The 13747-nt window shown below is 67.2% G+C and carries 10 protein-coding genes and 1 pseudogene; 7 read left to right on the top strand and 4 right to left on the bottom strand.

Translation table 11 applies throughout. From position 1 onward, the window contains the following. Nucleotides 1–340 (top strand): annotated as a pseudogene (locus ON44_RS10650) (LLM class flavin-dependent oxidoreductase); the annotation flags it as partial. A gap of 112 nt (nucleotides 341–452) precedes the next feature. Here the strand turns inward: ON44_RS10650 and ON44_RS10645 are convergent. Then, nucleotides 453–1514, bottom strand: a complete 1062-nt coding sequence (locus ON44_RS10645) for a methylenetetrahydrofolate reductase (protein ID WP_051181860.1) — start codon at nucleotides 1512–1514, stop codon at nucleotides 453–455. A 175-nt stretch (nucleotides 1515–1689) separates the two neighbouring features. Here ON44_RS10645 and ON44_RS10640 point away from each other — a divergent pair, with 175 nt between their 5' ends. The 4 genes from ON44_RS10640 (at nucleotide 1690) to ON44_RS10625 (ending at nucleotide 7161) form a co-directional block, all read left to right on the top strand. Continuing rightward, the gene (locus tag ON44_RS10640; RefSeq protein WP_040688582.1) at nucleotides 1690–2832 is read left to right on the top strand and encodes a polyprenyl synthetase family protein; all 1143 of its coding nucleotides are present in this window, start codon (nucleotides 1690–1692) and stop codon (nucleotides 2830–2832) included. A gap of 24 nt (nucleotides 2833–2856) precedes the next feature. Further along, nucleotides 2857–4440, top strand: coding sequence for a phytoene desaturase family protein (gene crtI, locus ON44_RS10635; RefSeq protein WP_040688581.1), 1584 nt, complete (start codon nucleotides 2857–2859; stop codon nucleotides 4438–4440). A 79-nt stretch (nucleotides 4441–4519) separates the two neighbouring features. Further along, on the top strand, nucleotides 4520–6223 hold the full coding sequence (locus tag ON44_RS10630; protein ID WP_051181859.1) for an alpha-(1->6)-mannopyranosyltransferase A: 1704 nt from the start codon (nucleotides 4520–4522) through the stop codon (nucleotides 6221–6223). Continuing rightward, nucleotides 6220–7161 (top strand): phytoene/squalene synthase family protein, encoded by a 942-nt coding sequence (locus ON44_RS10625; protein ID WP_040688579.1) that lies wholly within the window; start codon nucleotides 6220–6222, stop codon nucleotides 7159–7161. Before ON44_RS10630 ends, ON44_RS10625 begins: the two co-directional genes overlap by 4 nt. Before the next feature lies 1 nt (nucleotide 7162). Here the strand turns inward: ON44_RS10625 and ON44_RS10620 are convergent, their stop codons facing one another. Further along, a complete protein-coding gene (locus tag ON44_RS10620; protein ID WP_040688576.1) occupies nucleotides 7163–7531 on the bottom strand; it encodes an Rv2175c family DNA-binding protein in 369 nt (122 codons plus the stop codon). Between the two features lie 501 nt (nucleotides 7532–8032). Between ON44_RS10620 and pknB the strand changes: the two genes are divergently transcribed. Then, the gene (gene pknB / locus ON44_RS10615) at nucleotides 8033–9991 is read left to right on the top strand and encodes a Stk1 family PASTA domain-containing Ser/Thr kinase (RefSeq protein ID WP_245567097.1); all 1959 of its coding nucleotides are present in this window, start codon (nucleotides 8033–8035) and stop codon (nucleotides 9989–9991) included. A 48-nt stretch (nucleotides 9992–10039) separates the two neighbouring features. On the opposite strand, the gene ON44_RS10610 is transcribed toward pknB, so the two are convergent. Further along, nucleotides 10040–11425 (bottom strand): class II 3-deoxy-7-phosphoheptulonate synthase, encoded by a 1386-nt coding sequence (locus ON44_RS10610; protein WP_040688572.1) that lies wholly within the window; start codon nucleotides 11423–11425, stop codon nucleotides 10040–10042. Nucleotides 11426–11532: 107 nt separating this feature from the next. Between ON44_RS10610 and ON44_RS10605 the strand changes: the two genes are divergently transcribed. After that, nucleotides 11533–12051 (top strand): polyadenylate-specific 3'-exoribonuclease AS, encoded by a 519-nt coding sequence (locus ON44_RS10605; protein WP_245567096.1) that lies wholly within the window; start codon nucleotides 11533–11535, stop codon nucleotides 12049–12051. 48 nt (nucleotides 12052–12099) lie between these two features. Here ON44_RS10605 and qcrB read toward each other — a convergent pair whose 3' ends face one another. Next, a complete protein-coding gene (gene qcrB, locus ON44_RS10600) occupies nucleotides 12100–13725 on the bottom strand; it encodes a cytochrome bc1 complex cytochrome b subunit (RefSeq protein WP_040688569.1) in 1626 nt (541 codons plus the stop codon). Nucleotides 13726–13747: the final 22 nt, after the last annotated feature.

Below are 13747 nucleotides of genomic sequence, written 5' to 3'. Positions count from 1 at the left end.
CGTGGTCGTCGCTCCCGACGACGGGCGCGCCCAACATCTGGCCGCCACCTACGGTCACTGGGTGCACAGCATTCGCAGCGGTGCGGGCGCCGCCGACTACCTCGATCCGGATACCGCCACCCCGCTGACACCGGAGCAGCGCCGACTGGTCGACGACCGCCTCGCCACCCAATTCGTCGGCAGCCCGCGCACGGTCGTCGAACGCCTGCAGGCCCTGCAGCGAGTTACCGGCGCGAACGAACTCCTCGTCACCAGCATCACGCATCGTCACGAGGACCGTCTCGAATCGCATCGACTTCTCGCCGATGCCTGGGGTCTGCGGACAGCGCGCGCCGCGTAGCCGGCATGCTGCCCCCGTCTACCGATGTCGGGGGCAGCTGGGGATTCCGCGCAACAACTGATTTCGCAAGAACATCGGTAACTCGCCGGGTACGCCCAGCACCCGACCCCGACTAACCGTCGGCCCGCGACGCCACCGGTGTGGCACCCACGACCGGCAGAAGACTCGGGGAGCCATGGGAGCTGGGTGCGGCGGTTACGCCGTAGCCGAGGTTGGTGAGGACCTCACCGGTGGCCTTGGCGAAGTTCAGCGTGATGAAGTGCAGGCAGGGCGCGCCCTCATCGATGAGGCGCTGGCCCATTTCGGTGGCGATTTCGATGCCGACCTCGCGGACCGCGGCATTGTTCTCCTCCGGCCCGTCCCCGGCGGCCTTGCGCAAGCGCTCCATGACCGCGGGCGGCAGGGAACGTCCGCACAGTTCCTCGGCGCGCGCCACCGTGCGCAGCGAGGTGATGGGCATCAGCTCCGGAATGATCGGCTTCGCGCCCTCGATCGGGTCGAAGGCTGCGATGCGGTCGCGCAGCCGCAGATAGTGCTCGACGTCGAAGAACATCTGGGTGATCGAATACTCCGCGCCCGCACGCAGTTTCGCGGCCAGGTACGCGGTGTCATGCTCCAGATCGGGAGACCGGTGGTGGCCCTGTGGGAACGAGGCGACGCCGACATGGAAGTCACCGAGGTCGCGCACGATGCGCACCAGTTCCTCGGCGTAGGCGACCCCCTCGGGATGTTTGCGCCATTCGCCGAGCGGATCACCGGGCGGGTCGCCGCGCAGCACGAGGATATTGCGGATGCCCGAATCGGCGTACGCGCCGACCAGTGAGCGCAGTTCGGCGACGCTGTGCTCGACGGCGGTCAGATGCGCGACCGGCAGCAGCGTCGTCTCCTCGGCCAGCGCGCCGGTGATCCGCACGGTGCGGTCACGAGTGGTACCGCCCGCGCCGTAGGTCATCGAGACGAAGGCCGGATGCATGCGCTCGAAGGTGCGTGCCGCACGCCACAGCCGCGCCTCGCCCGCGGCGTCACGCGGCGGATTGAACTCCACCGAGAAAGGCACCGAACCCCCGGAATGGGTCCGCAGACTCTGTACAACCGAGGGTGTTCCAGAGACGATCGGTGGCGTCGGGGACGGCCGGCCAGGGGTCGAACGTCCCCGCACGTTATCGAAAGTCACCGGTCCAGTGTAGTGGTGGGCCGTAACCGGGCCGTCGGGTCGTCGCAACCGTACGCGTATTCTGCGAGCAAGCGACACGCTCGCGATCGCCGGAACGACACGCGCGACGGTCACCGTCCGGCACCGAAGTACCTATAGCGCACACGATCCACCGCGCACCAGCACCCGCACGACCTTGGAGGCTCCCCTGTCCGCCGGAACCGGTATCCAGACGCCTCACCCCACCCCGCCCGCGAATCACACGCCGGGTACCCCCGGATTCGTCGCGGCGGTCGAGGACGCGCTCAAAGCGTTCTTCCTGACCCGACGCCCGATCGTCGAACCGCTCGGTCCGGTTTTCGTCCAGGCCGCGGACGCGCTCGAACTCTTCGTGCTGCGCGGCGGTAAGCGCACTCGCCCTGCCTTCGCCTGGACCGGCTGGCTCGGCGCGGGCGGCGATCCCACCGGCCCGCACGCCGCCGCGGTCCTGAACGCGTGTGCCGCACTGGAATTGGTGCAGGCCTGCGCACTGGTCCACGACGACATCATCGACTCCTCGCGTACCCGACGCCGCTTCCCCACCGTGCACGTCGACTTCGAACAGCGCCACCGCGACCACGGCTGGGCCGGTGATGCCGAACACTTCGGCACCTCGGTCGCCATCCTGGTCGGCGATCTGGCGCTGGCCTGGGCCGATGACATGGTGCATACCGCCGGACTGGACGCCGCCGCCCTCGGCCGCTTCGCACCGGTCTGGGCGCTGATGCGCACCGAGGTACTCGGCGGGCAACTGCTCGATATCCACGGCGAATCGGCAGGTGACGAATCCGTCGCCGCGGCGCTGCGCATCAACCGCTACAAGACCGCGGCCTACACCGTGGAGCGCCCGCTGCACCTGGGTGCGGCACTCGCCGACGCCGATCCGCACCTGATCGAGGCCTACCGGACCTTCGGTACCGATATCGGCATCGCCTTCCAGCTGCGCGACGATCTGCTCGGCGTCTTCGGTGACCCGGCGGTCACCGGAAAGCCCTCCGGCGACGACCTACGCGAGGGCAAGCGCACCGTCCTGGTCGCCGAGGCGCTGCAGCGCGCCGACGCCACCGACCCGGCCACCGCCGACCTGCTGCGCACCAGCATCGGCACCGATCTGACTACAGACCAGGTCGAGCGGTTGCGCGCAGTGATCACCGGACTCGGCGCGGTCGACGAGGTGGAGCGCCGCATCACCGAACTCACCGAACAGGGCCTGGCCGCACTGGCGTCGAGTACCGCAACGCCCGATGCCAAGGAACGGTTGCGCGCCATGGCCCTGGCCGCGACGAGTCGCACGCATTAGCCGCGGCCGCGCGAGGAGATCCACATGAAAACCGTTGCGGGACCGACCGATCGCGTCGTGGTGGTGGGCGCGGGCCTATCCGGCCTCGCCGCCGCCCTGTATCTGACCGGGGCCGGGCGCACCGTCACCCTGCTGGAACGCGCCGATCATCCCGGCGGCCGAGTCGGCATGTACCGCGGCCCCGATTACGAAATCGACTCCGGCGCAACGGTACTCACCTTGCCGGAGCTGATCGCCGATGCCCTCGCCGCCGTCGGCGCAACCCCCGAAACCTGCACTCCGCCACTGCGCATCCACCAACTCGCCCCCAGCTATCACGCCCGCTTCGCCGACGACTCCACCATTCGCGTCTACGCCGATCCCGAGGCGATGGCGATCGAAGTGGCCCGTGTCTGCGGCGCGGACGAGGCCCTGCGCTACCGACGGCTGCGCAACTGGCTCGCGGAGATCTACCAGGCCGAATTCACCGAGTTCATGGATACGAACTTCGATTCGCCGGTCGATATGGTCCGCTATCCGGCCAAGCGCCGCGCACTGGCCACCCTCGTGCGTCTGGGCGGATTCGGCAGGCTCGGCCCGCGCGTCTCCCACTTCCTGCACGATCCCCGCCTGGCCCGACTGTTCACCTTCCAGGCGCTCTACGCGGGCATGGCCCCGGCGAAGGCACTCGCTGTATACGGCGCGATCCCGCATATGGACACCTCACTGGGCGTCTACTTCCCCGAGGGCGGTATGCGCGCCATCACCGCCGCACTCGCCGATGCCTTCACCGCGGCGGGCGGCGCCCTCGAGTTGAACACCGAGGTCACCGGGATCGAATACGCGGGCGGCCGGGCCAGGCAGGTCCGCACCGCGAACGGTCGCACCTTCGACTGCGACGCCGTGGTGCTCACCACCGACCTCGGCGCTCTCGCGCGCTTCGGCGTGCGCCGCCGCCGTCGCCTGCGCGCCGCACCGTCCGCCGTCGTCGCACACGGCACCATCCCCGCCGCGATCGCCCAGACCTGGCCGATCCAGGCCCACCACACCATCGATTTCGGCGAGGCCTGGAACCGGACCTTCGACGAGATCGCCGCGCGCCCCGGCCGCGGTCGTTTGATGAGTGACCCGTCATTGCTGCTCACCCGGCCCGCGTTGACCGATCCCGCGCTCTACATCGACCGTGCCGACGGCAGGCACGAGCCGTTCTCGCTGCTCGCCCCCTGCCCCAACCTCGACGCAGCACCGTTGGACTGGGACCGGCTCGGCCCCTCATACCTGCGTGAACTCCTGAATGTGTTGCAGGAGCGCGGATACCACGGCATCGCCGAACACTTCACCGTAGATCATCTCGACACACCCGGTACCTGGCACGATCAGGGCATGCTCGCGGGCACCCCCTTCTCCGCAGCCCATCTGTTCCGGCAAACCGGTCCATTTCGTCCGCGCAATTTTTCCGGTGGCAGCGACAACGTGGTTATCGCCGGTTGTGGCACCACTCCGGGTGTCGGCGTGCCGACCACCTTGCTGTCCGGAAAACTGGCGGCAAACCGAATTATCGGCACCGCGCGAGCCGCTCGGGATGAATCCTCACGCACCAGCGGGATAGTGTTCCCGGCGAGCCGATAAACTAACGGCCGACCTATTCGCCTGCGGTTGCGACCGCCGACCACTCCGGGGGGACCGACACCACATGCATCCCCCTGAGATGACGGCCCCCGCGCCCACCGACGACGCGATCACCGCGACCGAAGACGAGGCGCGTCCATCGAGCGCCCCGGCGCGCCAGGCACCGCAGGCCGGCGACGAACACGGGTTCCGGGCCTGGGTGCGGACCACCGCCGACTTCGCCCGCAGCCCCGAGGGGCATTCGGCGCTGCTCGGTTTCTTCGGTGCGCTGATGATCACCTTCGGTGGATTCGGCGCGGGCAGCGTCCGCAAGCGCGATCCGCTGCTCGAGGCGATGCATCTGTCCTGGCTGCGATTCGGGCACGGCTATGTGCTGTCCACCATGGTCATCTGGGTCGGTGTGCTGTTGATGATCACCGCGTGGGTGCGCCTGGGCCGCACCACGATCGGATTCGGTGACCGGTCCGACGCCGGGGTCACGCTGAACGAGCTGCGCGCGATCGTCGGCATCTGGATCTTCCCGCTGCTGTTCGCGGTGCCGATGTTCAGCCGGGACGCATATTCGTATCTGGCCCAGGGCGCACTGCTACGCGACGGCTTCGATCCCTACGTCTCTCCGCCGGTCGCCAATCCCGGTGTGCTGCTGGACAACGTGAGCCCGGTCTGGACCGCCACCACCGCGCCATACGGTCCGATCTTCCTGCTGCTCGGCAACGCGATCACCGCGATCACCGGCGACAACGTGGTCGCGGGCACCATCGCCCTGCGACTGGTCATGCTGCCGGGACTGGCGCTGATGATGTGGGCGGTGCCGTATCTGACCAAACATCTCGGTGGTAAGCCGACGGTCGCGTTGTGGCTGGCGGTGCTCAACCCGCTGGTGCTGATCCACCTCATCGGCGGTGTGCACAACGAAATGCTCATGGTCGGGCTCATGTGCGCGGGTATCGCACTCGTGCTGGAGCGCCATCATGTGGCGGGCATCGTGGTCGTCGCGATCGGCGTCGCCATCAAGGCGACCGCCGGTGTCGCACTGCCGTTCCTGGTGTGGATCTGGATGCTGCACGAACGTGAACGCCGGGCGCTGCAACGCGCCGCGCAATCACCGGGTGCGACCCAGCGCATCGAAAGCGAGGCCGAACCCGCGCGACCGAGTGCGGAAGTACCGCATCCGGCGCTGATGTTCGCCAAGATCGCCGGACTCGGTTTGAGCGTGTTCGCGGTGGTCTTCGTGGCCGCCTCGGCCGTCGCCGGGGTCGGCATCGGCTGGCTGACCGCGCTGTCGGGCTCGAAGAAGATCATCAACTGGCTCTCGCTGCCGACGATCATGGCGCATATGGTCCGCTGGGTGACACCGTTCCAGATGGATCCGGTGCTCGCGGTGACCCGCGCACTCTGCGCGCTGGCGCTGATCGCCGTGCTGGCGTGGACCTGGTGGCGGTTCCGGCACAGCGAGCGCGAGGCGGTCTTCGGCATCCTCATCGCCTTCGTCGCCATTGTCATCCTCTCGCCCGCGGCACTGCCCTGGTACTACTCCTGGCCGCTGGCGCTGGCCGCTGGGTTCGCACTGTCCACCACCACGCTGATGGTGCTGGTCGGGCTGTGTACCTGGTTGATGCTGGTCTTCCAGCCGGACGGCTCGATCGGGCTCTACAGCTTCGGGCATGTGGCTGCCGCGACGTTCGCCGCCGTGGTCGCGGCCCTGTCGCTGCGGCGGGTCGACCCGTTGCGATTGCGCGCCACCCCACCGGAGAGCAATCCGGTCGCCGTCACCCGGTCATGACCGAGGTCGCGCTACCCGCCCGCGGCTCGGAACTGGCCGCGGCATACCGCGTATGCCGGGCGATCGCCGCCGTACACGGACGCACCTACTTCCTCGCCACCCGACTGCTGTCGCAACCACGAAGACCCGCGGTGCACGCGCTCTACGCCTTCGCGCGCATGGTCGACGACATCGTCGATCACCCCACGTACGACGCCGAACACGGACCCGCGGGCGAACTCGATCTGATCGAGAAGCAACTGCGCGTCGCCTTGGAGCAGGCAAAACCTCCCGTCGACCGGCGCACCCAGATACTCGCCGCACTGGCCGACACCATCGAGCGCTACGACATTGCGCCCCAGCACTTCTGGATCTTCCTGGACTCCATGCGCATGGATGTGCCGGGAACCGCGCACTTCCGTGCCGTCTACGCCACCATGGCCGAGCTGCGCGACTACATGCGCGGTTCCGCGGCCGCGATCGGTCTGCAACTGCTGCCGGTACTCGGCACGGTCGTCCCGGTAGCCGAGGCCGAACCCGCCGCCGCCGCGCTCGGCGAAGCCTTTCAGCTCACCAACTTCCTGCGCGATATCGCCGAGGATCTGGACCGGGGCCGGATCTACCTCCCCACCGACGAACTCGCGGCCTTCGGCGTGGAAGCGGACCTGCTGACCCACTGCCATCGCGTCGGCCACACCGACCAGCGGGTGCGCCGCGCACTGGCCCACCTGATCGCGATCAACCGCGACCTCTACCGTTTCGCGAACCCGGGCATCGACCTACTCGACCCCCGCGTGCGCCCCGCCATCCGCACCGCGAGCACGCTCTACTCCGGCATTCTCGATGAAATCGAACACTCCGACTACGCGGTATTCGCGCGCCGCGCCGTGGTCCCCCGCCACCGACGTCTGCGAGTTGCGGCGGCGGAATTCACCACCGCCGCGCTGCGCAGGTACTAACTCAAAAGGGCTCGGCTGCCGCGCGGCGCAGGACCTCGCGCGCGAGCGGGCCGTGCAATGCGTCGACGGGCTTACCGGGCAGGCTCTCGTCGTCGGTGAAGATCCACTCCAGGATCTCCTCATCGGTGTACTTGGCGTCTTTCATGACGGTGATCAGGCCAGGCAGCGACTTCACGATCGCGCCGGTGTCGTCGAAGAATCGCTCGGGCACGCCGGCCACGCCATCGCGGCGCAGGGCGAGCAACTGGTGGTCGCGCAGCATCTGATGCACTCGGGTCACCACGAGCCCGAGCTTGTCGGCCACCTCGGGCAGCGGGATCACCGCCTCCGACTGGGGAAGAACATCGTCACTGCAAGGAAATGCACTCACCCGGATAACGGTAGACGGTCCCGCATCGCGTGGCTCGAGACACCCTGGACCGTTCCTCCACGATTCCACACCTGTGGCCACGAACCATCAGTTTGCAGATCAACCAACCACAACGGAGCGAGCCTTACGAGCAACCCGTTCGCGGCCCGTCTCGCGTCCGAGTCGTCGAAGCCCATGCGCCCTACGCGCGGGTCTCGACCATCCGACGCGCACATCGGGTGGCCGAACGATCCACCATCAGCACCCACCACGGAGCGAGTCTTACGAACGACCCGTTCGCGGCCCGTCTCGCGTCCGAGCCGTCGAAGCGCATGCGACGAAGTCGCGAGTCTCGACGGCTCGGACGCGAGACACCAGGGGCCGCGAACACGCCGCGCCCGCGCGGCCAAAAACACAGCCGATCGACACAGCTACGATCGTGAGCGGGCCGCGCGAGGCGGTCGATCGCTTGTCGCATTCGGAGCGAGGGGTGAGAACTTTGTGAAAGCCGGAGGACATCAGTTGATCGGGCAAATCCTGGAGGGGCGCTACCGCATCGACGCGCCGATCGCGCGGGGCGGGATGTCGATGGTTTTCCGAGGGGTGGATACCCGTCTGGACCGTCCGGTCGCCATCAAGGTGATGGATCCCAAGTTCGCCGCCGATCCCCAGTTCCTGTCCCGGTTCGAATTCGAGGCGCGCGCGGTCGCCAAGCTCAAGCATCCCTCCCTGGTCGCGGTCTATGACCAGGGAGTGGACGGCGAGTATCCGTTCCTGATCATGGAGTTGGTCGAGGGCGGCACGCTGCGCGAGCTGCTGCGGGAACGCGGTCCGATGCCCCCGCATGCGGTGCGCGCGGTCGCCGAGCCGGTATTGGCCGCGATCGGCGTCGCGCATTCGGCGGGCCTGATCCATCGCGATATCAAACCGGAGAATGTGCTGATCTCCGATTCCGGCGAGGTCAAGATCGCCGATTTCGGTCTGGTGCGCGCCGTCGCGGCCGCGAACACCACCTCGGCGAGCGTAATTCTCGGCACCGCCGCATATCTGTCACCCGAACAGGTGACCGCGGGCACCGCCGATTCGCGCAGCGATGTCTACTCCTTCGGCATCCTGATCTTCGAACTGCTCACCGGCCAGGTCCCGTTCACGGGCGACACTTCGCTATCGGTGGCATACCAGCGCATCGAGAACGATGTGCCCAGCCCGAGCGAATTCATCGCCGGAGTCCCGCAGGAGTTCGACGATCTGATCGCGCGGGCCACCAACCGCGAACCCGCGCATCGCTTCGCCGATGCCAACGAGATGGCGGCCGAACTGCATTCGATCGGGGTCGCGCTGAATCTGCCGCCGTATCGGGTGCCCGCACCCAAGGAGTCGGCCGAACATCTCAGCGCCAGCTTCAAGACCGCCGCGCCGCCACCGCAGCAGGCCAGGGCCGCGGCACCGCCACCGCAGTCCGAGCAGCACACCAAGGTCGTCACCGCGGCGCGCCCGCGGGTGCCCGACTACGGTCCGCCCGACAACTACGGGCCGCCGGACACCTACCGCGATCACTACGCACCATCGCATTCGCCGCAGCCGTCCCCCTTCGACGACCGGACCAAATCGCGGCGCACGGTCCTGCTCTGGGTCGCCATCGTCGCGGTTCTCACCTTGCTGGTCGGGATCGGCGGCTGGTGGTTGGGCGTCGGGCGCTACTCGGCCGTCCCATCGGTGGCCGGGAAGGATCAGGCCAGCGCGATTTCGGCGCTGGCCGATGCCGGTTTCGACACCGAGATCAGACAGAAGACCTCCGACACCATCCCGGTCGGCGGGGTGGTCGGCACCGATCCCTCGGCCGGATCCAAGGTCACCAAGGGTTCGACGGTGGCCGTGCTGATCTCCAGCGGCAAACCCCGCGTGCCGGATATCAAAGCGGGCGACGATATTTCGAAGGTCAACCAGCTCATCCGCGATGCGGGGCTGCAACCGGTGGACGCGGGCGAAACCGGCAGCACCGCGCCCAAGGGCACCTTCGCGAAGGTGGATCCGGCTCCCGGCACCGTCCTGCCGCTGGCCGCGCAGGTAAAGGTATACCGCAGCAAGGGATCTCAGCCGGTAAAGATGCCCGATGTGCGCGGTAAGACCACCGAGGAAGCGAACAAGGTGCTCACCGCGGCCGGAATCACGGTGCGCGAAACCAGAACTCAATTCGACCGCACGATCGAGGCGGATAGCGTCATCGGCACCGAACCGGCCGCGGGCACCACGATCCAGTCTGGCGACGGCATCACCCTGATCGTCTCGAATGCCGTGAAGGTGCCGCTGCTGGTGGGCTCGAGCGTCGCCGACGCCCGCTCCAAGCTGCAGGCGCTCGGCCTGGTGGTGGCGGTGCGTCAGCTCGCCCCGTCCGACAGCTCCGTGGTGATCGGCCAAGTTCCGGGCGTGGGTTCCAATGTCGAGGCGGGCAGTACCGTCTCGCTGACGGCGCTGCCCTGACGACAAAGGAGCGCCGCATGTCGCGGCGCTCCTGTCGGAAAGCCTTGGTCAGCGCAGCATTTCGGCGACCAGGAAGGCCAGTTCCAGCGACTGCTGGGTGTTCAGCCGCGGGTCACATGCGGTCTCGTAGCGACCGGACAGATCCAGATCGGAGATGTCCTGTGCGCCGCCGAGGCATTCGGTGACATCCTCACCGGTGAGTTCGATGTGCAGACCGCCGGGATGCGTGCCGAGTGCATGGTGCACCTCGAAGAAGCCCTGCACCTCGTCGATGATCCGGTCGAAGTGCCGGGTCTTGTAGCCGGTGGAGGCCTCGTGGGTGTTGCCGTGCATGGGGTCGCACTGCCAGATGACCTGGTGTCCGGTCGCCTGCACCTTCTCGATAATGGGCGGCAGCACGTCGCGAACCTTGGTATTGCCCATGCGCGAGACGATGGTCAACCGGCCCGGCTCGTTATTGGGATCGAGCCGCTCGACGTACTCCACGGCCTGATCCGGCGTGGTGGTCGGGCCGATCTTGAGCCCGATCGGATTGGCCAGCAGTTCCGCGAAGGCGATATGCGCGCCGTCGAGCTGACGGGTGCGCTCGCCGATCCATAGGAAATGCGCGGACAGGTCATAGAGCACCGGCTCGCCCGCCGGGTTCTGGCCGAGGCGCAGCATGGCGCGCTCATAGTCCAGCACCAGCGCTTCATGGCTGGCGTAGATGCGAGCCGACTGCAAGCTCGGATCGTTCACCCGACAGGCGGTCATGAAGGCCAGACCGCGGTCGATCTCCCCGGCCATCGCCTCATAGCGCGCACCCGCGGGCGACTGGGCCACGAAATCGCGGTTCCAGTCGTGCACACGATGCAGATCCGCCATGCCCGCACCGGTCAGCGCGCGCACCAGATTCATCGCCGCGCTGGCGTTGGCGTAGGCGCGCACCAGTCGCGAAGGGTCGTGTTCGCGCACCTTCGCATCGGCGACCAGCGAGTTCACCATGTCACCGCGGTAGGACTTGAGGCCGAGCGCGTCGGTATCCGAGGAGCGGGGCTTCGCGTACTGGCCCGCGATACGCGCGACCTTGACCACCGGCAGGCTGGCACCGTAGGTGAGCACGACGGCCATCTGCAGCAGGGTGCGGATATTGCCGCGGATATGCGGTTCGGTGTTGTCGGCGAAGGTCTCCGCGCAGTCACCGCCCTGCATCAGGAAGGCCTCGCCGCGCGCGACCTCCGCGAGCTGCCCGCGCAGCTCTTCTACCTCGGCGGGTACGCAGATCGGCGGCACACTCTCCAGCACGGTCCGCATCATTGCCGCCTGCTCCGGATCCCACGCCGGCTGCTGTAGCGCAGGACGCGCCAACGCGTCGTCCAGCCGCCTTCGCAGCTCTGCGGGCAGCGGCGGCAGCTCCGGCAGGCGATCGATGGGTACGTCGACGGTCCAGTTCACCCGTTCAGAATACGGATACCCCCAACTGCGCAGGTACCCGGTATTAGGGGTGGATTCTGCACACCTAGGGTGGATAGCCGGGCACTATCGCCGCACCGTACCGATCTTTGGAGGAGAGACCGATCTCGCTTCGATATTTTTATGACTGCGAATTCATCGAGGACGGGTCGACGATCGACCTCGTATCGATCGGTGTGGTCTGCGAGGACGGCCGCGAATACTACGCGGTCTCAACCGAATTCGATCCCGAACGGGCGGGCCCGTGGGTACGCAGGTACGTGCTGCCGCAGCTGCCGCCGCCCGCCTCCCCGCGCTGGCGCAGTCGCGAACAGATCCGCAAAGACCTCTACGAATTCCTGGTCCCGCGCCCCAGCATCACCCCCGAACTCTGGGCCTGGGTGGCCGCATACGACCACGTCGCCCTGTGCCAGCTCTGGGGCTCCATGACCGAGCTGCCCAACGCCCTCCCCCGCTACACCAACGAACTGCGGCAACACTGGGAGGCCCACGGTCGTCCCGAACTGCCGCCGGTCCCCCCGGACGCCCACGACGCCCTCGCCGACGCCCGCCACAACCTGGCCAAATTCGAGGCCATCGAGGCCGCCCGCCGCCGGGTATCCCGTTAAAGCAGAAGGCCCCGAGTCGAATTCGACTCGGGGCCTTCTGCTTATCCGTCAGTGCGAGTGATTACCGTTCTGACCGTTCGCCTTCTCCTGGACCTTCTGCAGTACGGCGAGCTGCTTGTGCTCTTCCGCGTGCTCGTCCTCGAAGGCCTGCTCGATCTCGTGCGGCGGGTCGGCGCGCAGGAAGCTACCGGTGCCCGGCTTACCGGCCGAACCCAGCTTGTTCATCTTCTTGGGCACCGGCGCGCCCTGGTACTCCAGCGGGACCGGGTGGCCGTGATCGTCGACCGGGCCCAGCGGCTGGTGCACCTCGATGTACTCACCGTGCGGCAGACGCTTGATCACACCGGTCTCGATGCCGTGCTCGAGCACCGCGCGGTCACTGCGCTGCAGACCGATGCAGAACCGGTAGGCGATGAAGTAAGCCACCGGCGGCACGACCAGCAGGCCGATGCGGCCCATCCAGGTGGTGGCGTTCAACGAGATGTCGAACTTCAGCGCCAGGATGTCGTTGACGCACGAGAGCGTCAACACCACGTAGAAACCGATCGACATCGCACCGATCGCCGTGCGCACCGGCACGTCGCGCGGGCGCTGCAGCAGGTTGTGGTGCACATCGTCGCCGGTCAGGCGCTTCTCGATCCACGGGTACAGGATCAGCACCGTGAACACCAGACCCATGATCAGCGCCACCCAGAACACGGCGGGCACCGTGTAGCGACCCAGGTAGAGCTCCCACGGCGGCATCAGACGCGCCAGACCGTCGGTCCACATCATGTAGAAGTCGGGCTGCGAACCCGCCGACACCTGCGAGGGGTTGTACGGACCCATGTTCCAGATCGGGTTGATCTGCAGCACACCGGCCATGATCGCCACGATGCCGAGGGTGAAGGCGAAGAACGCGCCCTGATCCGAGGCGAACACCGGCACGATGCGCGCACCGACGACATTGTTCTCGGTGCGGCCCGGGCCGGGGAACTGCGTGTGCTTCTGGTACCAGACCAGCGCGACGTGCGCGGCGATCAGCGCCAGGATGATGCCGGGGAACAGCAGCACGTGCGCGATGTACAGGCGCGGAATGATGATGTCGCCGGGGAAGTCACCGCCGAAGATCAGCCAGTGCATCCAGGTGCCGACGATCGGGATACTCATCGTGATACCGCCGAACGCGGCCCGCAGACCGGTACCCGAGAGCAGATCGTCGGGCAGCGAGTAACCGAAGAAGCCCTCGAACATGGCCAGGATCAGCAGCAGGCAGCCGATGACCCAGTTCGCCTCGCGCGGCTTGCGGAACGCACCGGTGAAGAAGATGCGGAACAGATGCACGATGATCGAGGCCGCGAAAAGCAGTGCGGCCCAGTGGTGCACCTGGCGCACGAACAGACCGCCGCGCACCTCGAAGGAGATGTTCAGCGCCGTCTCGTAGGCCCGCGACATGGTCACACCACGCAGCGGCTGGTAGGCGCCGTTGTAGACGACCTCGCTCATCGACGGATCGAAGAACAGCGTCAGATAAACACCCGACAGCAGCAGGATGATGAAGCTGTAAAGCGCGATCTCGCCGAGCAGGAACGACCAGTGGGTCGGGAAGACCTTGTTGATCGACCGCTTCACGAACGCCGCGGCGCGATACCGCTCGTCGGCCTCGTGGGCTTGGGCTGCGACTGAAGGACTCATGCCTGCACCTCGCTAGCGCTCG

Origin of the sequence: Nocardia vinacea NBRC 16497 (genome assembly GCF_000308835.1) — a bacterium.
In the GTDB taxonomy this organism is placed as follows: domain Bacteria; phylum Actinomycetota; class Actinomycetes; order Mycobacteriales; family Mycobacteriaceae; genus Nocardia; species Nocardia vinacea.
The sequence above is the reverse complement of the archived record's forward strand: the minus strand, read 5'-3'. Positions and strand labels throughout refer to the sequence as shown.

What these genes read in the sequence shown, in the direction of transcription:
- crtI (WP_040688581.1), top strand. Translation starts at nt 2,857, where the DNA reads ATGAAAACCGTTGCGGGACCGACCGATCGCGTCGTGGTGGTGGGCGCG.
- ON44_RS10630 (WP_051181859.1), top strand. Translation starts at nt 4,520, where the DNA reads ATGACGGCCCCCGCGCCCACCGACGACGCGATCACCGCGACCGAAGAC.
- ON44_RS10625 (WP_040688579.1), top strand. Translation starts at nt 6,220, where the DNA reads ATGACCGAGGTCGCGCTACCCGCCCGCGGCTCGGAACTGGCCGCGGCA.
- qcrB (WP_040688569.1), bottom strand. Translation starts at nt 13,725, where the DNA reads ATGAGTCCTTCAGTCGCAGCCCAAGCCCACGAGGCCGACGAGCGGTAT.